This window comes from Neorhizobium galegae bv. orientalis str. HAMBI 540 (genome assembly GCF_000731315.1).
Taxonomy (GTDB): domain Bacteria; phylum Pseudomonadota; class Alphaproteobacteria; order Rhizobiales; family Rhizobiaceae; genus Neorhizobium; species Neorhizobium galegae.
Window position 1 is genome coordinate 3,757,092 of sequence record NZ_HG938353.1, and the last position, 20,519, is coordinate 3,777,610.

Annotated in this window: 21 protein-coding genes; 6 read left to right on the top strand and 15 right to left on the bottom strand. The window is 61.6% G+C overall.

Features of this window, described 5'->3' with window-relative positions; all coding sequences use genetic code 11:
• The 7 genes from ppa to RG540_RS18315 form a co-directional block, all read right to left on the bottom strand.
• On the bottom strand, positions 1 to 534 hold the full coding sequence (gene ppa / locus RG540_RS18285; protein ID WP_037081533.1) for an inorganic diphosphatase: 534 nt from the start codon (positions 532 to 534) through the stop codon (positions 1 to 3).
• 147 nt (positions 535 to 681) lie between these two features.
• Complete coding sequence (locus tag RG540_RS18290; RefSeq protein ID WP_038590844.1) at positions 682 to 1,188, bottom strand: GNAT family N-acetyltransferase; 507 nt, start codon at positions 1,186 to 1,188, stop codon at positions 682 to 684.
• 204 nt (positions 1,189 to 1,392) lie between these two features.
• The gene (typA, locus tag RG540_RS18295; RefSeq protein WP_038590846.1) at positions 1,393 to 3,216 is read right to left on the bottom strand and encodes a translational GTPase TypA; all 1,824 of its coding nucleotides are present in this window, start codon (positions 3,214 to 3,216) and stop codon (positions 1,393 to 1,395) included.
• A 115-nt stretch (positions 3,217 to 3,331) separates the two neighbouring features.
• On the bottom strand, positions 3,332 to 5,011 hold the full coding sequence (locus RG540_RS18300; protein ID WP_038590849.1) for an ABC transporter permease: 1,680 nt from the start codon (positions 5,009 to 5,011) through the stop codon (positions 3,332 to 3,334).
• Between the two features lie 11 nt (positions 5,012 to 5,022).
• Positions 5,023 to 5,982, bottom strand: a complete 960-nt coding sequence (locus RG540_RS18305; protein ID WP_038590851.1) for an ABC transporter substrate-binding protein — start codon at positions 5,980 to 5,982, stop codon at positions 5,023 to 5,025.
• On the bottom strand, positions 5,975 to 7,090 hold the full coding sequence (locus tag RG540_RS18310) for an ABC transporter ATP-binding protein (protein WP_038590854.1): 1,116 nt from the start codon (positions 7,088 to 7,090) through the stop codon (positions 5,975 to 5,977). The genes RG540_RS18305 and RG540_RS18310 overlap by 8 nt, the downstream gene beginning before the upstream one ends.
• Positions 7,091 to 7,238: 148 nt before the next feature.
• On the bottom strand, positions 7,239 to 9,329 hold the full coding sequence (locus RG540_RS18315) for a M3 family metallopeptidase (protein WP_038590856.1): 2,091 nt from the start codon (positions 9,327 to 9,329) through the stop codon (positions 7,239 to 7,241).
• A gap of 186 nt (positions 9,330 to 9,515) precedes the next feature.
• On the opposite strand from RG540_RS18315, the gene RG540_RS18320 reads away from it, so the two are divergent.
• Positions 9,516 to 9,938 (top strand): hypothetical protein, encoded by a 423-nt coding sequence (locus RG540_RS18320; protein WP_038546579.1) that lies wholly within the window; start codon positions 9,516 to 9,518, stop codon positions 9,936 to 9,938.
• Positions 9,939 to 9,945: 7 nt separating this feature from the next.
• On the opposite strand, the gene RG540_RS18325 is transcribed toward RG540_RS18320, so the two are convergent.
• The gene (locus tag RG540_RS18325) at positions 9,946 to 10,587 is read right to left on the bottom strand and encodes a LysE family translocator (protein ID WP_038590858.1); all 642 of its coding nucleotides are present in this window, start codon (positions 10,585 to 10,587) and stop codon (positions 9,946 to 9,948) included.
• A 153-nt stretch (positions 10,588 to 10,740) separates the two neighbouring features.
• Between RG540_RS18325 and RG540_RS18330 the strand changes: the two genes are divergently transcribed.
• Together RG540_RS18330 and RG540_RS18335 are read left to right on the top strand one after the other, a co-directional pair.
• The gene (locus tag RG540_RS18330) at positions 10,741 to 11,205 is read left to right on the top strand and encodes a MarR family winged helix-turn-helix transcriptional regulator (protein ID WP_038590860.1); all 465 of its coding nucleotides are present in this window, start codon (positions 10,741 to 10,743) and stop codon (positions 11,203 to 11,205) included.
• 1 nt (position 11,206) lies between these two features.
• Positions 11,207 to 12,403 carry a multidrug effflux MFS transporter gene (locus RG540_RS18335; RefSeq protein WP_244446587.1) on the top strand — a complete coding sequence of 399 codons (1,197 nt, stop codon included), beginning with the start codon at positions 11,207 to 11,209 and terminating at the stop codon, positions 12,401 to 12,403.
• A gap of 54 nt (positions 12,404 to 12,457) precedes the next feature.
• Here the strand turns inward: RG540_RS18335 and RG540_RS18340 are convergent, their stop codons facing one another.
• A complete protein-coding gene (locus RG540_RS18340) occupies positions 12,458 to 13,681 on the bottom strand; it encodes an argininosuccinate synthase (protein WP_038590864.1) in 1,224 nt (407 codons plus the stop codon).
• A gap of 197 nt (positions 13,682 to 13,878) precedes the next feature.
• Here RG540_RS18340 and RG540_RS18345 point away from each other — a divergent pair, with 197 nt between their 5' ends.
• Positions 13,879 to 14,736: an SDR family NAD(P)-dependent oxidoreductase gene (locus tag RG540_RS18345; RefSeq protein WP_038590866.1), complete on the top strand. Its 858-nt coding sequence runs from the start codon at positions 13,879 to 13,881 to the stop codon at positions 14,734 to 14,736.
• 73 nt (positions 14,737 to 14,809) lie between these two features.
• Complete coding sequence (locus RG540_RS18350; RefSeq protein ID WP_038590868.1) at positions 14,810 to 15,451, top strand: LysE family translocator; 642 nt, start codon at positions 14,810 to 14,812, stop codon at positions 15,449 to 15,451.
• Between the two features lie 22 nt (positions 15,452 to 15,473).
• On the opposite strand, the gene rlmN is transcribed toward RG540_RS18350, so the two are convergent.
• A complete protein-coding gene (gene rlmN / locus RG540_RS18355; protein ID WP_244446694.1) occupies positions 15,474 to 16,604 on the bottom strand; it encodes a 23S rRNA (adenine(2503)-C(2))-methyltransferase RlmN in 1,131 nt (376 codons plus the stop codon).
• Positions 16,605 to 16,933: 329 nt separating this feature from the next.
• A complete protein-coding gene (locus tag RG540_RS18360; RefSeq protein ID WP_038590872.1) occupies positions 16,934 to 17,500 on the bottom strand; it encodes an invasion associated locus B family protein in 567 nt (188 codons plus the stop codon).
• A gap of 328 nt (positions 17,501 to 17,828) precedes the next feature.
• Between RG540_RS18360 and RG540_RS18365 the strand changes: the two genes are divergently transcribed.
• A complete protein-coding gene (locus RG540_RS18365; protein ID WP_038590875.1) occupies positions 17,829 to 18,392 on the top strand; it encodes a sigma-70 family RNA polymerase sigma factor in 564 nt (187 codons plus the stop codon).
• Between the two features lie 12 nt (positions 18,393 to 18,404).
• Here the strand turns inward: RG540_RS18365 and RG540_RS18370 are convergent, their stop codons facing one another.
• The 4 genes from RG540_RS18370 to RG540_RS18385 all read right to left on the bottom strand — a co-directional run bounded on the left by RG540_RS18370 (position 18,405) and on the right by RG540_RS18385 (position 20,505).
• Positions 18,405 to 18,803 (bottom strand): YkvA family protein, encoded by a 399-nt coding sequence (locus tag RG540_RS18370; protein WP_038590877.1) that lies wholly within the window; start codon positions 18,801 to 18,803, stop codon positions 18,405 to 18,407.
• 56 nt (positions 18,804 to 18,859) lie between these two features.
• Positions 18,860 to 19,162 (bottom strand): 4a-hydroxytetrahydrobiopterin dehydratase, encoded by a 303-nt coding sequence (locus RG540_RS18375; RefSeq protein ID WP_038590879.1) that lies wholly within the window; start codon positions 19,160 to 19,162, stop codon positions 18,860 to 18,862.
• Positions 19,163 to 19,197: 35 nt separating this feature from the next.
• On the bottom strand, positions 19,198 to 19,788 hold the full coding sequence (thpR, locus tag RG540_RS18380; RefSeq protein ID WP_038590881.1) for an RNA 2',3'-cyclic phosphodiesterase: 591 nt from the start codon (positions 19,786 to 19,788) through the stop codon (positions 19,198 to 19,200).
• Between the two features lie 66 nt (positions 19,789 to 19,854).
• Positions 19,855 to 20,505 carry an arylesterase gene (locus RG540_RS18385; protein ID WP_038590883.1) on the bottom strand — a complete coding sequence of 217 codons (651 nt, stop codon included), beginning with the start codon at positions 20,503 to 20,505 and terminating at the stop codon, positions 19,855 to 19,857.
• Positions 20,506 to 20,519: the final 14 nt, after the last annotated feature.

Below are 20,519 nucleotides of genomic sequence, written 5' to 3' on the forward strand. Positions count from 1 at the left end.
TTACTTCTGGGCCTTGTAGCGCTCGATGGCTTCGATGATCAGTGTCTTGGCCACGTCGACATTCTGCCAGCCGCCGATCTTCACCCACTTGCCGGGCTCCAGATCCTTGTAGTGCTCGAAGAAATGCTCGATCTGCTTCAGCGTGATCTCGGGCATATCCGTGTAGTTCTTGATCTTGTCGTAGCGCTGGGTCAGCTTCGGAACCGGCACGGCAATGATCTTCTCGTCCTTGCCGCCATCGTCTTCCATGATCATCACGCCGATCGGGCGCACGTTGATGACGCAGCCGGGAACCAGCGGACGGGTGTTGCAGATAAGGACGTCGATCGGGTCGCCGTCTTCCGAGAGCGTATGCGGTACGAAGCCGTAATTGCCCGGATAGGTCATCGGCGTGTAGAGGAAGCGGTCGACGACAAGAGCGCCGGCTTCCTTGTCCATTTCGTACTTGATCGGCTGGCCGCCGACCGGCACTTCAACGATGACGTTGACGTCTTCAGGCGGATTCTTGCCAACGGAAATTGCATCGATACGCATTCTAGTCCCCGATGAGGTTCGACAAAGTTAAGCGTCGATAGCGGGAATCATGCTGCAAGGCAACAAGGCTTTGACGCCAATATTGAACCACGCTGCGCGCCGAAACATTAGAAATCGTTTAAATTCAAGGACTTCAAGCCTGACCGTTCAAGGCCAGACAAAACCGATCTTGCGAAGCTGCGTGCCGCCAAAATCTTCCATGCCTTCGGCGAGATCCACGCCGCCGTGCCGGCGGAAGAAACGCGCCGCATGCTCGCTGTCCTCAAGGCACCAGACAACCAGACCTTCGCAGCCGAGCGATTTCAGGAGCCGGCGGCTTTCGCCGAACAGGCGGCGGCCAAGGCCGATACCCTGGAATTCCGGACGCAGATAGATCTCGTAGACCTCGCCGTCGTAAGGCAGGGCACGGGCGCGGTTGAGGCCGATCGTCGCATAACCGGCGACCTGGTCGGCGACGTCGAGAACCAGCAGCGTTGCCGGCCCGCGCGTCGCCTTGCGCCACCAGGTCTCGCCCCGGCGCTCCAGCATCTGGGTCAGCGGCTTATAGGGAATGAGGCCTGCATAGGCCTGGGTCCATGCCTGGCGGTGCGCCTCGGAAATGGCGCGGGCGTCTTGCGGTTCGGCCCGCCGGACATCGATCGATAACGTCTTCATAACGTTTACTCTAGGCCCTGATGTCGGCAATCCGCCATTCCACCAATGTGTGTAGAGCGGATTGCCCACAGACTTCTCATGTGGACAACGAGGCAACGTTAACGTGTTTTTAACCTTTGCGACAAGGCCGGGCAGGTCTCAGGCACAGAAAAAACCCCAGCATTTCTGCCGGGGTTTTGAAGGGCTCAGAGCATGTAGCCGAAATCAGGCGATCTTCGCCTTGCCGAAGCGCTTGCGGTCATTGGCGTCGAGATAGGTCTTGCGCAGACGGATGTTCTTCGGCGTCACTTCCATCAGCTCGTCGTCCTGGATCCAGGAGAGAGCGCGGTCGAGCGTCATGCGGATCGGCGGGGTCAGACGAACGGCTTCGTCCTTGCCGGCAGAGCGGATGTTGGTCAGCTGCTTGCCCTTGAGGACATTGACCTCAAGGTCGTTGTCTCTGCTGTGAATGCCGATGATCATGCCGGCATAGACCTTCTCGCCCGGCTCGATGATCATCGGGCCGCGGTCTTCCAGGTTGAACATCGCATAGGCGACGGCTTCGCCGGCCTGGTTGGACAAGAGCACGCCGTTGGTGCGGCCGCCGATTTCACCCTTGTAAGGCTGATAGTCGTGGAACAGGCGGTTCATGATCGCCGTGCCGCGGGTATCGGTCAGAAGTTCCGACTGGTAGCCGATCAGGCCGCGGGTCGGCGCGAAGAATACCAGGCGGACGCGGCTGCCGCCGGACGGACGCAGCTCGGCCATTTCAGCCTTGCGCTCGGACATCTTCTGCACGACGACGCCGGAATGTTCTTCATCGACGTCGATGACGACTTCCTCGATCGGCTCCATCAGCGTGCCGTCCTCGGCCTTGTGCATGACGACGCGCGGACGCGACACGGCGAGCTCGAAGCCTTCGCGGCGCATGGTTTCGATCAGCACCGCGAGCTGCAATTCGCCGCGGCCGGACACGAAGAACGAATCCTTGCCGTCCGATTCCTCGATCTTCAGCGCGACATTGCCTTCGGCTTCCTTGAACAGGCGGTCGCGGATGACACGCGAGGTGACCTTGTCGCCTTCGGTGCCGGCCAGGGGTGAATCGTTGACGAGGAAGGACATGGTGACGGTCGGCGGGTCGATCGGCTGTGCATGCAGCGCCTCGGTGACCGAGGGATCGCAGAACGTGTCGGCGACCGTGCCCTTGGAGAGGCCGGCGATCGCGACGATATCGCCCGCATGGGCTTCCTCGATCGGCGTGCGTTCGATGCCGCGGAAGGCGAGGATCTTGGAGATTCGGCCGGTTTCGACCGTCTTGCCGTCCTGGCTCAGAACCTTGACGGCCTGGTTCGGCTTGATCGAGCCGGAATGGATACGGCCGGTGATGATACGGCCGAGGAAGGGGTTGGCTTCGAGCAGCGTGCCGATCATGCGGAACGCGCCGTCTTCTTCGCCGACGCTCGGCTCGGGAACGTGCTTCAGCACCAGATCGAGAAGCGGGGCGAGACCCTGGTCCTTCGGGCCTTCCGGATTGACGTTCATCCAGCCATCGCGGCCGGAACCGTAAAGGATCGGGAAATCGAGCTGTTCGTCGGTGGCGTCGAGATTGGCGAACAGGTCGAAGACTTCGTTGATGACTTCTTCGTGGCGGCCGTCCGGACGGTCGATCTTGTTGATCGCGACGATCGGGCGAAGGCCGACCTTCAGCGCCTTGCCGACCACGAACTTGGTCTGCGGCATCGGGCCTTCGGAGCTATCGACGAGAACGATCGCGCCGTCCACCATCGAGAGAATACGCTCGACTTCGCCACCGAAGTCGGCGTGGCCGGGCGTGTCGACGATGTTGACGCGAACGCCCTTCCACTCGATCGAGGTCGCCTTGGCAAGAATGGTAATGCCGCGTTCTTTTTCGAGATCGTTGCTGTCCATCATGCGCTCGGTGGTGCGCTGGTTGTCGCGGAACGAGCCGGACTGCTTCAGAAGTTCGTCAACGAGGGTGGTCTTCCCATGGTCAACGTGTGCGATAATCGCGATATTGCGCATTTTCATGTTTTGAATCTCTGAGCTTTGGCGCGGCGACGGGAGGCGGCACCCAATTCGTTTTGCGGCCTCATACCCTGTTTTTCGCATTTGCGAAAGGGGTGAGCGCGATGATGGTTGACGGCTATTCCGCCACCAGCCCGCTGCGCCTCAACAGGGTCAGCAGGAGGAGCGGCAGTAGGGTGGTAATCACGATTGCAATGAAGGCCATGGCCATGCCGAGCCCGATCGATCCCTGCTCGAACTGCCGCCAGATGAATGTGGCGATCGTCAGCATGCCGACCGGGGCGACGACGACGGAGGCAACCAGCTCGCGGGAAGCGAGCGCAAAGACCAGCAGCATGGCCGACGCAAGACTTGGAAAGACCAGCGGCAGCAGGATGCGCCGGAAGGCCGTGATGCTGCTGGCACCGAAGACGCGGGCCGCCGCCTCCAGATTATCGCCGATCTGCTGGAAGGCCGCCGTGGTATAGCGTACAGGCTGCGGCAGCAGGATGCAACAATAGGCGAGCAGCAGGATTAAGGCGGTGTTGTAGGGTGTCGCCGGAAGCCAGGGCATGTTCCAGGCAAGGATCAGCCCGACCGCCACGACAATGCCAGGCAGCGCGTTCGGCAGGATGGTCATGATGTCGATCGTCGTGCGGCCGCGCATCCGCGTCTTGACCACCGTGTAGGCTGCGGTCACACCGATCAGCCCGGTGATCAGGGCCGTGGCGATGCCGAGCGAGAAACTGTTGACCAATGCCCCGACCGCGCCGGCGCTGTTGCTAAAGACGGCGATGAAATTGCTGAGACTGAGATTGCCGAGCGCCAGCCCGCCGGAAATCGTCCGCGACAGGGCCGTCGCCAGGATCGCCAGCAGCGGCACGCCCGTCGCCAGGAATGCCACCACTGAGAAGGCGATCATCACAGGCACCTTCAGGGCGCCGAGCGACCGTTTGTCCTTGGCGCTCGGCTTGCCGCCCACCGTCTGGTAGGAGCGCCGCGCCAGGATCCAGCGCTGCAACAGGAAAGTCACGAGCGACATGCCGACCAAAAGCAGCGACAGGATCGCCGCACCCGGAAGATCGATCGGCCAGTCGGTGATCCGAAGATCGATGCCGGTCACCAGCACCTGGAAACCGGCACGACGGCCAAGCGCCGCCGGCGTGCCGTATTCCTCGATGGCGGCCGCGAAAACCAGCATCAGACTGGCAGCAAGGCCGGGAGCGGATAACGGCAGTGTGATCCGCCAGAAGGCCCGCGCGGGCGTCGCGCCAAACACGCGACCGACATCGGCGTAGCGCGAACCAACGGCTTCCACCGTGCGCGACACCGCGAAATAGACGACCGGAAACGTGTTGAAGGCCATGACCAGCGTCATGCCGAACAGCGAGAACAGGAAGGGCGCGAGGTTGAAGCCGACCAGCTGCTGCAGGTAGCCGCGCGGCTGCAGCGTCATGATCCAGCCGAGCGTCGCGATATAGGGCGGGATCATGAAGGGAACGAGCAGAACCACGTCCCAGAACGGCGCGTAGGGAATGCGGTAGAGCGCCCGGAAGACGCCTAGCGGCACGGCGACCACGGCCGAGGCAAGCACCACGCAGCCGCCGAGCAGCAGCGTATTGCCGGCCATGCCGATCAGCGCGCTATCGGCAAGCGTCGCGAGAAGCGAGGAGAAAGGGCCCGCGAACGAGCCCTGTCCGAGATTGGGGAAGATGCCCTGCAGCACCACGGCGATGAAGGGGATGGCGACGACGACAACTAGTCCCGCAATCGCGAGCCAGGCGGCCGGAGCCGCCCCGCCGATGCCGTTCATCTTCATGCGTCTGTTCCTTACTTGCCGCCGTAGATCTTGCTGATCTCGGCCAGCGTTTCCTTGCGCTTGCCGTAGACGGTGGCGGTATCGTACTTAAGCAGCTTCAGGTCGCTGATCAGCGGACGGTTAGCCGGGATATCGGCGCGGGCCGGCATCAGCATTTCGTCGGCGACGGCCTTCTGGCCTTCGTCTGACAGCATATAGTCGATGAACTTCTTGGCATCGTCCTGGTTCTTGGACCAGTTGAGGATCATCGCCGGACGCGGCGCGATGACCGTGCCGGAAGCCGGGAAGATCACGTCGATCGATTCACCCTTCGCCTTGGCAGCGAGGGTGATGTAGTCGACGGCGCCGAAGACGGCGGCCTTGGCACCCTGCAGAACCGGGTTCAGAGCGTCAGCATTGGCGCCGGCGATGATCGCGCCATTGGCCTTCAGGTCGTTGAAGAGCTTGAAACTGTCCTGGCCGGCGAGAGCCGCGGTCAGCTCGAAGGACGAGCCGGACTGCGCCGGATCCGGAATGTTGACGAGGTCCTTGTATTCCTTACTTGTCAGGTCGGCCCATTCGGTCGGCTTCGGCGTGCCGCTCTTGGTATTCCAGGCAATGCCGAGTGCCGAGATCCCTTGCGCGACGGCGCCTTCCGTCTTCAGGAAGTCCGGAACCTTGGCAGCGTTGGGGCTCGAATACTTGACGAGCCAGCCGCGCTTGGCGAAGTCGGTGGCGGTATCCCAGGAAGCCGAAACCAGAACGTCAACGACCGGGTTTGCGGCTTCGGCTTCGATACGAGCCATGACCTTGCCGGTCGTCGCCTGGAAGACGTTGACCTTGATGCCGGTCTGCTTGGTGAAGCCGGCCGACAGCTTGTCGATCAGGCTCTGGGGACCGGCGGTATAGACGGTGACGTCGGCATGGGCGACGCCCGCCGTAAGTGCTGCGGCAACGACGCCGAAAGTGATGCTCTTCAATGATTTAAGCATGTTGCAAACTCTCCTTTTGGGATGAATGAACGCGTGGGGAAAACCAGCGGATCTGATCCGGATCGATCGAAAGGCCGACGCCGTCGCCCGGCCGAAGCTTGACGCGGCTCAGAACCTGCAATTCCATATGGGTGGGGCCGACGAGCGAAACCGTCGCCAGGTGCCCGTCGCCGCGGAACTGCGAGCGCAGCACGGTTGCCGCAAGCCGCCCCGGCCCGACGTCACTGACCGAGATCGAGCCGACCGGAATGAGCACGCGGGCGCTCGCGCCGGCATCGCCTTCACTCCGCAGTAGCGCCACGTCGCTGCCCTTGAAGACCCACAGCCCGTCGCGATGGTCGAGATCGGCGATGCCGCCGAGGCGCAGGAAATCCGCCACCTCGGGCGTCGCCGGCTTTTCGATCAACTGGTCGGGAGACGCGAGCTGCTCGATCAGCCCGTCGCGCATGACGGCCACGTCGTCAGCAAGCGTCAGCGCTTCCGCGTGGTCGTGCGTGACATAGATGGCGGTCAGACCGAGCGTTGCGATCAGCTCGGCAAGTTCGCCGACCATGTTTTCGCGCAGCTCGCGGTCGAGGTTGGACAACGGCTCGTCGAAGAGGATGAGCTGCGGTTCGGCGACGATGGCACGGGCGATCGCCACGCGCTGCTGCTGGCCGCCGGACAGATCGCTTGGACGGCGGTCCGCATAGGCACCGAGACCGACACGCTCCAGCGCCCGCATCGTGCGAGACTGGCGTTCGGCCTTGCCGAGGCCACGCATCTCGAGCGGAAAGGAAACATTGCCGCCGACCGTCAGATGCGGCCACAGCGCGTAGTCCTGAAAGACCATGCCGAGATTGCGCTTTTCGGGCGGGGAGAATGTATTCGCGGCAGCATCCGCAACCACCTGGCCGACAATCGAGATCGAACCCTTGGTCGGCGCCAGCAATCCGGCGACGAGGCGCAGAAGCGTGGTCTTTCCGCAGCCGGAGGGGCCGAGAAGGGCAAGCGTCTTGCCCTTCGAAAGCGAGATATCGATGCCCTTGAGAACCGGCGTCGCGCCGTAATGCAATTCCACCCCGGCCGTCGAAACGGCGGCATGTGTCGCTGGGGGCTGAAAGGTCATGGAGAACCGGCATCGGTTGGAGGCGATGCCGGTTTCCTATTAAGGTTCCATGACAGTGGTGTTACGGTTTTATGACGGCCGGATGACAGGCCGATGATTGGTGAATCATCGGCATGCCGCACCCCCTGAGACCAGGATCACGACGCGCTCAGGCGTCGCTCCCGGAAAGCTCCTCGACCATCGCGAGGCCCTTTTTCTTCAGCATAGCCTGCGGGTCCGGCAACTTGCCGCGGAAGGCCTTGTAGGTCTCTTCCGGATCGATCGAACCGCCGACAGAATAGATATTGTTCTTGAGCTTGCGGGCCATGACCGGATCGAAGGCATTGCCGGTTTCCTCGAAGGCGGAGAAGGCGTCGGCATCGAGCACTTCCGACCACATGTAGGAATAGTAGCCGGCCGAATAGCCGTCGCCCGAAAACACATGCTGAAAATGCGGCGTCGCGTGGCGCATCACGATCGAGGCCGGCATGCCGATCTCGTCGAGCACTTCCTTCTGCACCGCCATCGGATCTTCGACCGCCCCGCGGGTATGGAACGCCATGTCCACGAGCGCCGAAGAGGTGAATTCCACCGTCGCGAAACCGGCGTTGAAGGTGCGGGCCGCCAGCACCTTGTCGAGCAGCGCCTTCGGCATCGGTTTGCCGGTCTCGTGATGCACGGCGTATTTCTCGAGGATTTCCGGCACGGCCAGCCAGTGTTCGTAGAGCTGCGACGGCAGTTCGACGAAATCGCGCGACACGCCGGTGCCGGAGACCGACGGATAGGTGACATCCGACAGCATGCCGTGCAGCGCATGGCCGAATTCGTGGAACAGCGTGCGGGCGTCGTCGAGCGACAGCAACGCCGGCTTGCCTTCGGCGGGCTTGGCGAAATTGCAGACGTTGTAGATGATCGGCAGTTCGCCTGTCGCGCCGTTCTTCAGCGGCAGCTTGTGCTGCGACTGCAGGGAATTCATCCATGCGCCGGAGCGCTTCGAGGAGCGCGCGAAATAATCGCCGAGGAACAGCGCCTTCAGCGAACCATCCCTGTCGCGGACTTCGAATACCCGTACATCCGGATGATAGGCCGCCACACCCTTCACTTCGACCACTTTGATGCCGAACAGCCGCTCGGCGACGTCGAAGCAGGCCTCGATGATCTTTTCGAGCTGCAGATAGGGTTTTAGCTCAGTCTCGGAGAAATCGAAGGTCCGCTGGCGTAGCTTCTCGGCGTAATGCCGCCAGTCCCAGGGCATGACCTCATGGTTCTTGCCCTCCTCGGCGATCAACCCGCCAAGGCTCGCCTCTTCCTCCAACGCCTTGGAGCGTGCCTTGTCCCAGACCTTGCGGAGCAGGGAATTTACCGCGTCCGCGGTCTTCGCCATCGTGTTGTCGAGCTTGTAGGCGGCGAAATTCTCGTATCCGAGCAGCTTTGCCTTTTCCGCCCGAAGCGACAGCGTTTCGCGCACGATGCCGAGATTGTCGGTCTCGCCGCCGTTTTGTCCACGCGCCGCCCAGGCCTTAAACGCCTGTTCGCGCAGGTCTCGGCGGGTGGAGAAAGTCAGGAACGGCTCAATGATCGAACGCGACAGCGTCACCATATAGCCGTCCGTCTCGCCGCGCTCGCGGGCAGCGGACGCCATGGCATCGCGCAGGAAGACCGGCAGGCCGTCCAGCTCGGCCTCGCCGGACAATTTCAGCGACCAGCTCTTCTCGTCGCCGAGCACGTTCTGGCCGAACTTGGCGCCAAGCCCGGCGAGCTTCTCGTTGATATCGGCAAGCCGCTCCTGCTCAGCCTTGGCAAGCTTGGCACCGGCCTTGACGAAGCCCTTCCAGTGACGTTCAAGCACGCGTTCTTCCTCGAGTGTCAGGCCCAGTTCCTTGCGCTTTTCCCAAAGCGTATCGATGCGGGAAAACAGCGCCGCATTCATGCCGATCTTCGAATAATGGCGCGACATTTTTGGCGCGATCTCGCGCTCGAGCGCCTGAATATTCTCGTTGGTATGCGCACCAGCCTTGCCCCAGAACAGTGACGAAACGCGCGACAGCTCGTCGCCCGCGGTCTCCAGCGCAACGACGGTATTGGTGAAGGTCGGCTCTTCCGGATTGCTGGCGATCGCCTCGATCTCCGCTTCGTGGATGCCAAGTGCCGCGTCGAAGCCGGGAGCGAAGTCCTCGTCCTTCACCTGATCGAAACGCGGCAGGCCGTGATGGCCGTTCCAGTCCACGAGAGCGGGGTTCACCAGAAGATTAGAAGACATGCAAATATCCTTCGTAACGATGCTTCGCCAATCATATAGGAGAAGGCGGCGGGAATGGGTATGCGCCCATCCATTTTCGTCTTTCAGCAAGAAATCATACACAACAATTAACGGTTATTAACCATTTGACGCACTGCAGTAATCAAAGGTACTTTTGGCCAGTATCCGATGAATCAGGATATAGCCATGGAAATCAGTTCCTTGCGCTGGTCTACCAACTTACTGCAAAGGGACCACTCTCGAAACAATAAAGTCGAGAAGTCATCCGAGCATGGAAGTCGGCAGAGCCAGATCACCTTTCAGGTGCCCGACACGGATGAATCGCCGATCGATTTTTCGGCGATCACCCCGCGGGATCTGCGTGCGCTCGCGCTTGAAAACTATCAGGCCGGCAGGATCGACCAGGACACTTACATAACGCTGTCCGAAGAACTTCCGACGCACGCCGTCGATGCTCAGGGACAATTGATGGACCTGTCGCAGGTCACCGACGAAACCGGCTTCAATTTCCACGATTATTACCGCAATCAACTCGAGATCGCCATGTCGCTCGGCGATACGCCCCGCGCCAATGTCCTTCGCGCGGTGATGGCCTTCATCGAAGTCTGATCGAAGCTCAGGCGCGCCGGTAGCCGAACAGGCCTGGTGCCGAATGCCAGAGCGCCTGCACCGCAAAACCGATGAACAGCAGGCCGGAAAGCCGGACGATCACCCTTTCATGCTTCCGATAGAACCGCCGCACCACGCCGGCGCCGATAATCCCGATCAGCACCAGATCGGCCGTCAGAAACCCGATCAGCGACACGGCGAGAAGCACCGGCAACGCGCTGAAATCCAGTGCATCGGCTGAACTCGCCAGCAGCGCCGTGAAGGTTGCCAGTGCCACCGGATAACCCTTCGGGTTCGTCAACCCGAAAATCAGCCCGCGCCGCAGCGGCTTTTCGACCGTCACCAGAGCGCCGCCATCTTTCTTCGGCTTCGCCCGCAACGCGCTCCAGCCGATCCAGCCAAGATAGAGACCGCAGAAAACCCCGAGTATGTCGAAGACGGCGGTGCCGACCGTCTTGGCGCCGATGATCGCCACCAGCGCCAGCCCGGACCAGAGAATGTCTCCCGCCAAGTGACCGCCCATGAAGAAGGCGCCGGCCTGCCTCCCCTGTCCGGCACCGATGCCGAGCAGCGCCAGGAATGCCGGGCCGGGAATGAGCGTATAGGCGAGCGCCGCGAAAAAGGCACCGGCAAGCAGCGATGAGGACATGGAGAAGCTCCGTCGGAAGGCTGCGACAATCTCGCCGCAGGTTTCGCCGGTGTCAATGCAACCGAACCCCGTTTTCCGTTTGCCTCACACCCGAAAGATAGTAAGGGTACCTTACAAAATTTGCATATAAAGGCGAAAGGTGCCGAAGAAGGCATGGACAGTTTGGGATTTCTGATCGCTGACAGTGCCCGATTGCTGCGTGCCGCCTTCGAGCGCCGCATCGCCGAGGCCGGCCTCGGACTGACGCCCGGCGAGGCGCGGGCGCTCCTGAACATCGCGACCGTCGACGGCAGCCGCCAGCTCGACATCGCTGCCCGCATGGGCGTCGAGCCGATGACGCTCTGCGCCTATCTCGACAAGCTGGAGGCACTCGGCCTGGTCGAAAGGCAGCAATGCTCTGCCGACCGGCGCGTCAAGCGGATCAATCTCACCAAGACCTCCGACGAGATGATCGGCTCGATCCGCCACGAACTGAACGCCATCCTTGCTCAGGCGACCGAAGGCTTGAGCGAGGAAAACAGCCGCATCCTGCGCGAGGCATTGGCCGCGTTCAACGCCAACCTCCAGGCCGTAACCCCTTCAGTCATGCTCCAGACCGCATTCGATGAAAGCCGATAACATGCCGCCTGTCCCCGCTCGGATGAGCGAGCGCCGAACCACGATCATCGGCGCGCTCCTGACGGCGATCGGACCGATCTCGATGGCGATCTACACGCCGGCCATGCCGGAACTGGTGCACGCCTTCTCGACCACGGAGGCAGCGATCAAGATGTCGCTGTCGCTCTATTTTGCCGGGTTCGCGCTGGCGCAGCTGGTCGCCGGCCCCGTCTCCGATGCCTTCGGCCGCAAGACCGCCTCGCTGAGTTTTCTCCTGATCTATCTCGCCGGTTCTCTGCTTGCCGCCTTTGCGCCGACGGTCGAATGGGTGCTCGCCGGCCGCCTCGTCCAGGGTATCGGTGCCTCCGTCGGCATCACTGTGTCGCGCGCCATCGTGCGCGATCAGTTCAACGGCGGCGACGCGGCCCGCATCATCAATACGATGGGCATCATCCTGGCGATCGGGCCGTCCCTCGGTCCGACGATCGGCGGCCTTGCATTGGCGGCATTCGGCTGGCGGTCCGTCTTCCTGCTGATGGTCGGCTTCGGCGCCCTCCTCGTTTTCCTCTCGACCGTCTGCCTGAAGGAAACCACGGTACCCGATCGCAGTCGGCTGAAACCGCTGCGGCTCGTCCAGGCCTATGCGGAAATCGTCGCCTTGCCGCGCTTCCTGTTTACCGCGGTCGTTCTCGCCGGCGCGGTGGGCTCCATGTACGCACAGGCGGCCGTGTTGCCGTTCATCCTGATCGAGAGGGTCGGGCTGACGCCGACCCAGTTCGGCATGAGCATGCTGATGCAATCCGGCTTCTTCCTGATGGGGTCGGTCTGCCTGCGCGTCATCTCGAGATGGTTGCCGGCCGAACGCGCGCCCCTTGTCGGACTGATTTTCAGCGGCAGCGGTGGCCTCCTCATGGCCCTTTCGATCCACTACCTGCCGCCATCCTTTCTGTCGGTCATGGTGCCGGTTGCCATGTGCGCTTTCGGGATCGCCTTCGTATCGCCCTACATGACCGCGGCGGGCCTCATCCCCTTCCCGCATATTGCCGGGTCGGCATCGGCAATGATGGGCTTCATCCAGATGGGCGCCGGCTTCGTGGGCGGCGTCGCCGCCGCCTCGATCGGCTCGCCGCTGCCGGCCTTCGGCATCGTCATTCCCGCCATGCACCTGATCGCCGTGCTCGGGTACATCGGTTTCCGAGTCGCCAGCCGCAGGGCATGAAAAAGCCCGCCTCCCTTTCGGGTAGGCGGGCTTCGGTGATCGGATTGTTTGGAATTACTTGCCGAGATTGCGCTTGGCGAGGGTGCGCAGGCGCAGCGCATTGAGCTTGATGAAACCGGCAGCATCCTTCTGGTCGTAGGCGCCCTGGTCGTCCTCGAAGGTGACCAGCTTGTCGGAATAGAGCGACTTTTCGCTCTCGCGGCCGATGACCATGACATTGCCCTTGTAGAGCTTCAGCGTCACTTCGCCTTCGACATGCTCCTGGCTCTTGTCGATCAGCGCCTGCAGCATTTCTCGCTCCGGCGAGAACCAGAAGCCGTAATAGATGAGCTCCGCGTAACGCGGCATGATGTCGTCCTTGAGATGGGCGGCACCGCGGTCGAGCGTGATCGACTCGATCGCCCGGTGGGCCGCCAGCAGGATCGTGCCGCCGGGGGTCTCGTAGACGCCCCGCGACTTCATGCCGACATAGCGGTTCTCGACGAGGTCGAGACGGCCGATGCCGTTGTCGCGGCCGTAATTGTTGAGCGCGGCAAGCAGGGTCGCCGGCGACATGGCGACACCGTTGATGGAAACCGCATCGCCTTGTCTGAAGCCGACCTTGATGACGGTCGCCTTGTCCGGAGCAGCTTCCGGCGAGATCGTGCGCATATGCACGTATTCGGGAGCCTCAACGGCCGGGTCTTCCAGAACCTTGCCCTCGGAAGAGGAGTGCAGCAGGTTGGCATCGACCGAGAACGGCGCTTCGCCCATCTTGTCCTTGGCGACCGGGATCTGGTTTTCCTCGGCGAATTTCAGAAGATCGGTGCGGCTCTTGAACGCCCAGTCGCGCCACGGGGCGATGACCTTAATATCCGGGTTCAGCGCATAGGCCGAAAGCTCGAAACGGACCTGGTCGTTGCCCTTGCCTGTGGCGCCATGGGCGATCGCATCGGCACCGGTCTTTTTGGCGATCTCGATCAGGTGCTTGGAGATCAGCGGACGGGCGATCGAGGTGCCGAGCAGGTAGACGCCTTCATAGACGGCGTTGGCGCGGAACATCGGGAAGACGAAATCGCGCACGAATTCCTCGCGCACGTCCTCGATATAGATCTCCTTGATGCCGAGCATCTCGGCCTTCTTGCGAGCCGGCTCCAGCTCCTCGCCCTGGCCGAGATCGGCGGTGAAGGTCACCACCTCGGCATTCAGTTCGGTCTGCAGCCATTTCAGGATGATCGAGGTGTCGAGACCGCCGGAATAGGCGAGAACGACCTTCTTTACGTCTTTCGGGAGTACCATGTCGATTTACGTCCGTCTGCGGGTGGAAGCGGTTCTTGAAACTGCCAAGTCAGGATTTGCGGCACTTTTAGCGAGTTTCTTGAGCCACGCAAGAAAAACCCGGCAAACTGTAACTGTCATGTCACGTTGACACGCTTGGTTACGAGTTCCATATCCCGCCCGACCTTTGAACAGCAGCGCCCTAGAGGAGATCTGCCATGACCATCACTCATCCCGCTCTGAAAAAGGACAATGTCGCCGTGATTACCGGGGCCGCATCCGGCATCGGTCTGGCGGCGGCGAAGGAATTTGCCCGGATGGGCCTTTCCGTAGTCCTTGCCGATCTGGAGGGCGACAAGCTTGCGGAAGCTTGCCGCGAGGTCGCGGCCCTTGCCGAAGACGGCGAGGCGGACGTCGCCGCCATCGGCACCGACGTTTCGAAGCCGGATGAGATCGAGGCTCTGGAACGCGCCGTCATCCAGCGTTTCGGCCGGGTGCATGTGCTTATGAACAATGCCGGCATCAGCCCGGGGAGTTCGATATTCGGGCCGCAGGTCAACTGGGACAGCATTTTCGCCGTCAATCTCCTCGGCGTTATCAACGGTACGCGGACGTTCGGGCCGGCCATGATCGCCCATGGCGAGCCGTCGCTGATCATCAATACCGGCTCGAAACAGGGGATCACCACCCCACCCGGCAATCCCGCCTACAATGTCGCCAAGGCCGGTGTGAAGGCGTTCACCGAAGCGCTCCAGCACGAGCTTCGCAACACGCCCGACTGCCATGTGTCGGCCCATCTGCTCATCCCAGGCTTCGTGTTTACCGGCCTGACCAAGGGCGACCGCATCGAAAAGCCCGCCGGCGCCTGGACGCCGGAACAGACGGTCGAGTTCATGCTCGCCAGCCTCGAGCGCGGTGATTTCTATATTCTCTGCCCAGACAACGACGTGGACCGGGCGACAGACGAACGCCGCATGGCCTGGGCGATCGGCGACATCATCGAGAACCGCCCGCCGCTGTCGCGCTGGCATCCGAATTTCGCGGATGCGTCAAAGGAATTCATCTCCAAGCGCTGAGCGCCTGATTGGCATAGCCGCGAAAGCCGGGTAAATGGAGCACTCCTTTATCCGGCTATTCGAGCGTGCGCCCATGGATTTCCTGCCGAGCCTTGCCACCCTCCTCGCCTTCACGGCTGCCGGTCTGCTTCTGGCGCTGACTCCGGGGCCGGATATGACGCTGTCGATCAGCCGCGCGCTCGGCCAGGGCCGGCGACCCGCGCTGTTCGTGGTGCTCGGCACCAGCCTCGGCGTCATCTGCCACACGCTGCTGGTCGCTTTCGGCATCTCGGCGCTGATCACCGCTTCGCCGACCGCCTTCTTCATCCTCAAGACCGGCGGCGCCGCCTATCTGCTCTGGCTGGCGATCCAGGCGATCCGCTTCGGCTCAAAACTGTCGGTGGAGAAGGTCGACCAGACCAAGGCGAGCGCGCTTGCCAACATTTCGACGGGCTTTTGGGTGAACCTTTTGAATCCCAAGGTCATCATTTTCTTCATGACCTTCCTGCCGCAATTCGTCACCGCCGGCGATCCGGACGTCACGAGCAAGCTGATTTTCCTAGGGGTCTATTTCATCGTCATCGGCATGCCGGTGAACGTGATCGTCGTCCTTGCCGCCGACCGCCTGGCCAACTGGCTGCAGGCCAACCCGAAGGTCCTGCGCGGCATCGACTACACCTTTGCCGGCGTCTTCTCGGTCTTCGCGGCGAAGATTTTCTTCACCCAGGCACGCTGACAGAAAAGCCGGCCTGGTCTCCTCAGTCGTCCTCGCCGTGCCCGGCGATCATCATCGCCTCGAAGGCGAGGCGATCGGTCTTGCGCATCCGCTCCGATTCCGATTTCAGCTGGCCGCAGGCGGCGAGGATGTCGCGGCCGCGCGGGGTGCGGATCGGCGAGGCGTAACCCGCCTGGTTGATGAAGTCGGCGAATTTCTCGATCTGCGCCCATTCCGAACACTGGTAGTTCGTGCCCGGCCAGGGATTGAACGGGATCAGGTTGATCTTGGAGGGAATGCCCTTCAAAAGCTGGATCAGCGCCTTGGCGTCCTCCAGGCTGTCGTTGACGTCCTTCAGCATCACATATTCGAAGGTGATGCGGCGGGCGTTCGAAAGACCGGGATAGTTGCGGCAGGCCTCGATCAGCTCCTTCAGCGGATATTTCTTGTTGATCGGCACCAGCATGTCGCGCAGGTCGTCGCGCACCGCATGCAGCGAGATCGCGAGCATCACGCCGATCTCGTCGCCGGTCCGGAAGATTTCCGGGACCACGCCTGAGGTCGACAGGGTGACACGGCGTCGCGACAACGACAGCCCGTCGCCGTCGGTGGCGATCAGCAGGGCCGTCTTGACGCTTTCGAAATTGTAGAGTGGCTCGCCCATGCCCATCATCACGACATTGGTCACCTTGCGGTCGCCGGTCGGCACGTAGGCGCCCGGCGGCGTGTCGGTACCGGGGAAATCGCCGAGCCGGTCACGTGCCAGCAGCAGCTGGGCGAGAATTTCCTCAGCCGTCAGGTTGCGCACCAGGCGCTGCGTTCCGGTATGACAGAACGAACAGGTGAGCGAACAGCCGACCTGACTCGAGATGCAGAGCGTGCCGCGGCCTTCCTCCGGAATGTAGACGGTCTCGACTTCGACCGGACGGCCGGCGCCGCGCGGCGGAAAGCGCAACAGCCATTTGCGGGTGCCGTCATTGGAAACCTGTTCCTCGACGATTTCCGGACGCGCGATGGTGAAATGCAGCTTCAGCATCTCGCGCATGTCCTTGGCGACATTGGTCATCGCGTCGAAATCGGATACGCCTCGGATATAGAGCCAGTGCCAGAGCTGGCTGACGCGCATCCGCACCTGCTTTTCAGATACGCCCTTTTCCTTCAGCGCCTGCGCCATGTCCTCGCGCGAAAGCCCGATCAGCGACGGCTTGGTGCCGTACAGATCCGGATTGGCGACGAGCGGCGTCTTGATGGCAAGCGGCGCCAGAGCCTCTGAGACTGACATTCTTCTATCCCGTTCGAACACATGCAGCTTTCCCACGATCGATCAGCGGGAAAGTCAGGGCATGTTGGATGCGTGAAACCTGTATCGGCCCATCGGGCACATGTGCCGGACCTTCGTTGGGCGGGGCTTTATCATCAAATAGCCGCCGCGTCACTATTCTTCAAGAAATGCAAAAGGCCGGTGCTGCGACCGGCCTTCCAACTCTTGCTGCGCACAGACGCTTACTTGCAGGTTTCGATCTGCTTCAACGCCGCTGCAATGCCCTGCAGCGAATAGGCATAGGAGGTCTTTGTGCCGCGGCCGGAAACGGCGCTGACGCTCATGTTGTGACCTGTCTTCATCGCCGCGACGAGCGCCGGCTCCTCGGCGGCGTTCTCGACCCAGGCCGCCTTGTCCTTGGTGAACATCGTGAAGTTCTTCTTGTCGATCGTCACCGTCACCTTGGAATTCGGCTGCAGAACGTATCCGACCATTGCCTGCGGCTCGTAGGAAATGTTCTGGCCGGGCCGCTGCGAGACGATAAAGAAGATATCGCCGTGATCGACGCTGGCCGGTTCCTTGGTGGTCGGCACCGAAAGCACGTAACAGACGTTGCTGGCGCCCGACTTGTAGGAATAGGCGCCCCACGCCTTGAATTGCTGGATGCGGGTGGGACCTGCGGCGGCCGGTGCCGGCGCCTGGGCCTGTTGGGGCTTGGCCGGGGCAGTGGCCTTCGGCGCCTGAGCCGATGCCAGGCCGGTGCTTGCAGCCAAGATTGCCAATGCGGTTGCGATTGTTCTTACAGACATGGTCTCCTGCCGGTTTTGTTAGTTCAACGGCCCGAGCGGGCAAGCCTTGCCAGGCATGATCCTGATTCGGTGCATTTTGACTTGATCCTGGTTACCAAACCGTCAACCAGACTATTAGAATCTGCTGAATCTCCTGCCTTGGCCCATAGGTGCGTGGAGATAGCACTCCCCCCATGCCTCCAAAGAGCCAACCAGCAGAATTTCCATGCGTTTCGTCAATCAGTGACACAAGGATTGGGGCAAGAGTTTGTCCTTTTCCTAACTCTCACAATGACATTAGAATGGTCGAATATGACGCGAATCTCATCGGAAACTGTGCGCAGCGTAAATGGATGTAGACGAAAGAGACCACTTCGCCGGCTTGGTAAGGGCAGTGGCCGATGAGCGCGATCAGGCAGCTTTTACCGTGCTGTTCGATTATTACGCGCCGCGTCTGAAATCCTGGCTGGTGAAGCGGTCGATGCGGCCCGACGATGCGGAGGAACTCGTCCAGGAGGTGATGGCCGTTCTCTGGCACCGCGCCGGCCTCTACGATCCGGCCCGATCCTCCCTGTCCACCTGGCTTTTCCGCATCGCCCGCAACCGTCGCATCGATGCGGAACGGCGGGCGAGGCACAAGTATCTGGACGTCTACGAACCCCTGTTCTTCGTGACCGAGGCGCCGGGCGCCGATACGATTTTCGAAGGCGAGGAACGGGATGCGCAGGTGCGTGCAGCCCTTGCCGATATCCCTGGCGAACAGATGGAAATGGTGCGGGCGGCCTTCTTCCTCGGCCAGTCCCATTCGGAAATCGCCTCGTCCACGGGCCTGCCGCTCGGGACGGTGAAGTCGCGAATCCGGCTTGCATTCGAGCGCTTGCGAAGAGTTCTCGACGATCCTTCGGGGGAATGACGCCCCGTGAGACTATTTGCCGCGCACGCCGTCGGCGATGTCGGGATTGTCCGCCAGCGCCAGATCGGCAGCCTCGTAATGGCGGTCGGCAATATGGCCCTGGATCATCCGGAAAGCTGCTGCGAGCACGGCGACATCGTCGGTGAAGCCGACGAGGACGAACATGTCCGGCAGAAAATCGATCGGCATGATGAAATAGGCAAGCGCCGCAAGCAGGACGCCCCGCACCCGCGTCGGAGTCCGCCGGTCGATCGCGCAGTAATAGGCGGCGATCAGGTCGCGGCTGAACGGCACCTGCCGGACGGCCCGCTTCAGGGTCGGCCAGAACCTGGCGCGCACCTGCCGCTCGCGGCGGTCTTGCGTATCCTCGTCACCCGGCAACAGAATCTCGCCGATCTTCACGTCGTCCATGGTCGCTCCGTTCGCTCAACGTGTGCCCACCCAATATGGGCTCTAGACCATGAAGTTCAATTGCGGCGCGAGGATGCCTTGTCCATCGCCCGGGCAAGCTTGAAGTCGATGTCGGTCAGGCCTTTGGTCGCGTGGGTGGTCAACAGCACGTCGACCCGCGAATAGACGTTCGACCATTCCGGGTGATGGTTGAGCTTCTCGGCGGACAGTGCGCATTCGGCCATGAAACCGAAGGCCTCGATGAAGGTCTTGAACTTGAAGCTCTTGAAGATCGCATCGCCTTCGGGCTTCAGATCCCAGCCGTCAAGCGTCGCGAACTCGCGCTCGACGCTCGCCGTATCCAGCTTTTCGTAGTTCATCGTCCAACGCTCCTTCGGAAAGGGGCTGCTTCGGGTTAAAGGAGGCTTTTTGCCGGCTCCATGTCGCCAGCATAGGCGGTGCCGTAGCTCGCCTCCTGCAGGGGGAAGATTTCCTCCGTCAGATAAGGCCCGCCCCCGACCGATTCCTTCGATGACAGCAGCACGAAACGCGGCACCGTGAAGGGCGCCGTATAGAAGTTGCCGCGGCCGGAAAGGTAGTGGACCACATCGTCCAGCCGGCAATTCTTGAGCCGTGCGAGCGTCACATGCGGCGTGAACTTGCGAGGATCCGGCGGCAGGCCGAAACGCTGGCAGATCCGCTCGATCTCCGCCTGCAGCGCGTAGATTTCCGGTGAAGGCGAAACGCCGGCCCAGATGGAATGCGGCTTCTTCGATCCGAAGGAGCCGATCCCGGTCAGCGTCGCCTGGAATTCCGGCCGGTCGATACGGTCCAGACGGTCGACGATCTCGTCGGCGGTGCGGCCATCGACATCGCCGATAAAGCGTAGAGTGATGTGATAATTCTCCACGTCGATCCACCGGGCACCGGGGATCCCGCCGCGCAGGAGCGACAGGCTCATCGCTACATTGCGCGGAACTTCGAGGGCGGTGAAAAGTCTCGGCATAGGGACCTCCTCGAATCTTTTGCAGATGCAAACAGCGAATCATGCAACGGAGTTCCGCGCAAGCTGTTATTTTCCCTTATCCTTAATAGCCCCCAGGAAGCTTTTGACAGGTTCCGTGGTCTTTTCGACCATCACCGCGACCCCTTTGGCGTTCGGATGCATGCCGTCCGAGAGCTGGAGCGTGGAAATGGTCGCGACCCCATCCAGGAAGAACGGATAGAGCGGCACCGCGTATTTCTCCGCCAGCCGCTTGTAGATCGGGTTGAACTTTTCGGCATAATCCCCGCCCATGTTCGGCGGTGCCAGGATGCCGATCAGGAACACCGGGATTTTCCGTTCCTTCAGCCGCGCCAGGATCGCATCGAGGTTCTTTTCCGACTGCTCGGGAGAGATGCCGCGCAGCGCATCGTTGGCGCCGAGCTCGAGGATCACGCCGTCAGTTCCGTCGGGCACCGACCAGTCGATGCGCGAAAGCCCTCCTGCTGTCGTATCGCCCGAAACGCCCGCATTGGTGACCACGACATTCTGCCCATCGGCCTTCAGCGCCGCCTCGAGCTGGGCCGTATAGGATTCGGAAGGCGCAAGCTGGTAACCCGCCATCAGGCTGTCGCCGAAACCGACGAGCTGGATCGCCTTATCCTGCGCGGCGGCCGGCATTGCGGCCAGCGCCAGCGCGGACATGACGATGAAGTGAAGCAGGCTTGCTTTAAAACTCACGATCCGTCTCCTAG

Excerpts from the sequence above, each read along its gene's own strand:
- RG540_RS18350 (WP_038590868.1), top strand. The coding sequence starts at position 14,810 with ATGGATTTCCTGCCGAGCCTTGCCACCCTCCTCGCCTTCACGGCTGCC.
- RG540_RS18375 (WP_038590879.1), bottom strand. The coding sequence starts at position 19,162 with ATGAACTACGAAAAGCTGGATACGGCGAGCGTCGAGCGCGAGTTCGCG.
- RG540_RS18360 (WP_038590872.1), bottom strand. The coding sequence starts at position 17,500 with ATGTCTGTAAGAACAATCGCAACCGCATTGGCAATCTTGGCTGCAAGC.
- RG540_RS18290 (WP_038590844.1), bottom strand. The coding sequence starts at position 1,188 with ATGAAGACGTTATCGATCGATGTCCGGCGGGCCGAACCGCAAGACGCC.
- rlmN (WP_244446694.1), bottom strand. The coding sequence starts at position 16,604 with ATGGCGCAGGCGCTGAAGGAAAAGGGCGTATCTGAAAAGCAGGTGCGG.
- RG540_RS18330 (WP_038590860.1), top strand. The coding sequence starts at position 10,741 with ATGGACAGTTTGGGATTTCTGATCGCTGACAGTGCCCGATTGCTGCGT.
- typA (WP_038590846.1), bottom strand. The coding sequence starts at position 3,216 with ATGAAAATGCGCAATATCGCGATTATCGCACACGTTGACCATGGGAAG.
- RG540_RS18365 (WP_038590875.1), top strand. The coding sequence starts at position 17,829 with ATGGATGTAGACGAAAGAGACCACTTCGCCGGCTTGGTAAGGGCAGTG.
- RG540_RS18320 (WP_038546579.1), top strand. The coding sequence starts at position 9,516 with ATGGAAATCAGTTCCTTGCGCTGGTCTACCAACTTACTGCAAAGGGAC.
- RG540_RS18370 (WP_038590877.1), bottom strand. The coding sequence starts at position 18,803 with ATGGACGACGTGAAGATCGGCGAGATTCTGTTGCCGGGTGACGAGGAT.
- RG540_RS18345 (WP_038590866.1), top strand. The coding sequence starts at position 13,879 with ATGACCATCACTCATCCCGCTCTGAAAAAGGACAATGTCGCCGTGATT.
- RG540_RS18335 (WP_244446587.1), top strand. The coding sequence starts at position 11,207 with ATGCCGCCTGTCCCCGCTCGGATGAGCGAGCGCCGAACCACGATCATC.
- RG540_RS18305 (WP_038590851.1), bottom strand. The coding sequence starts at position 5,982 with ATGCTTAAATCATTGAAGAGCATCACTTTCGGCGTCGTTGCCGCAGCA.
- ppa (WP_037081533.1), bottom strand. The coding sequence starts at position 534 with ATGCGTATCGATGCAATTTCCGTTGGCAAGAATCCGCCTGAAGACGTC.
- RG540_RS18300 (WP_038590849.1), bottom strand. The coding sequence starts at position 5,011 with ATGAAGATGAACGGCATCGGCGGGGCGGCTCCGGCCGCCTGGCTCGCG.
- RG540_RS18325 (WP_038590858.1), bottom strand. The coding sequence starts at position 10,587 with ATGTCCTCATCGCTGCTTGCCGGTGCCTTTTTCGCGGCGCTCGCCTAT.
- RG540_RS18340 (WP_038590864.1), bottom strand. The coding sequence starts at position 13,681 with ATGGTACTCCCGAAAGACGTAAAGAAGGTCGTTCTCGCCTATTCCGGC.
- RG540_RS18315 (WP_038590856.1), bottom strand. The coding sequence starts at position 9,329 with ATGTCTTCTAATCTTCTGGTGAACCCCGCTCTCGTGGACTGGAACGGC.
- thpR (WP_038590881.1), bottom strand. The coding sequence starts at position 19,788 with ATGCCGAGACTTTTCACCGCCCTCGAAGTTCCGCGCAATGTAGCGATG.
- RG540_RS18310 (WP_038590854.1), bottom strand. The coding sequence starts at position 7,090 with ATGACCTTTCAGCCCCCAGCGACACATGCCGCCGTTTCGACGGCCGGG.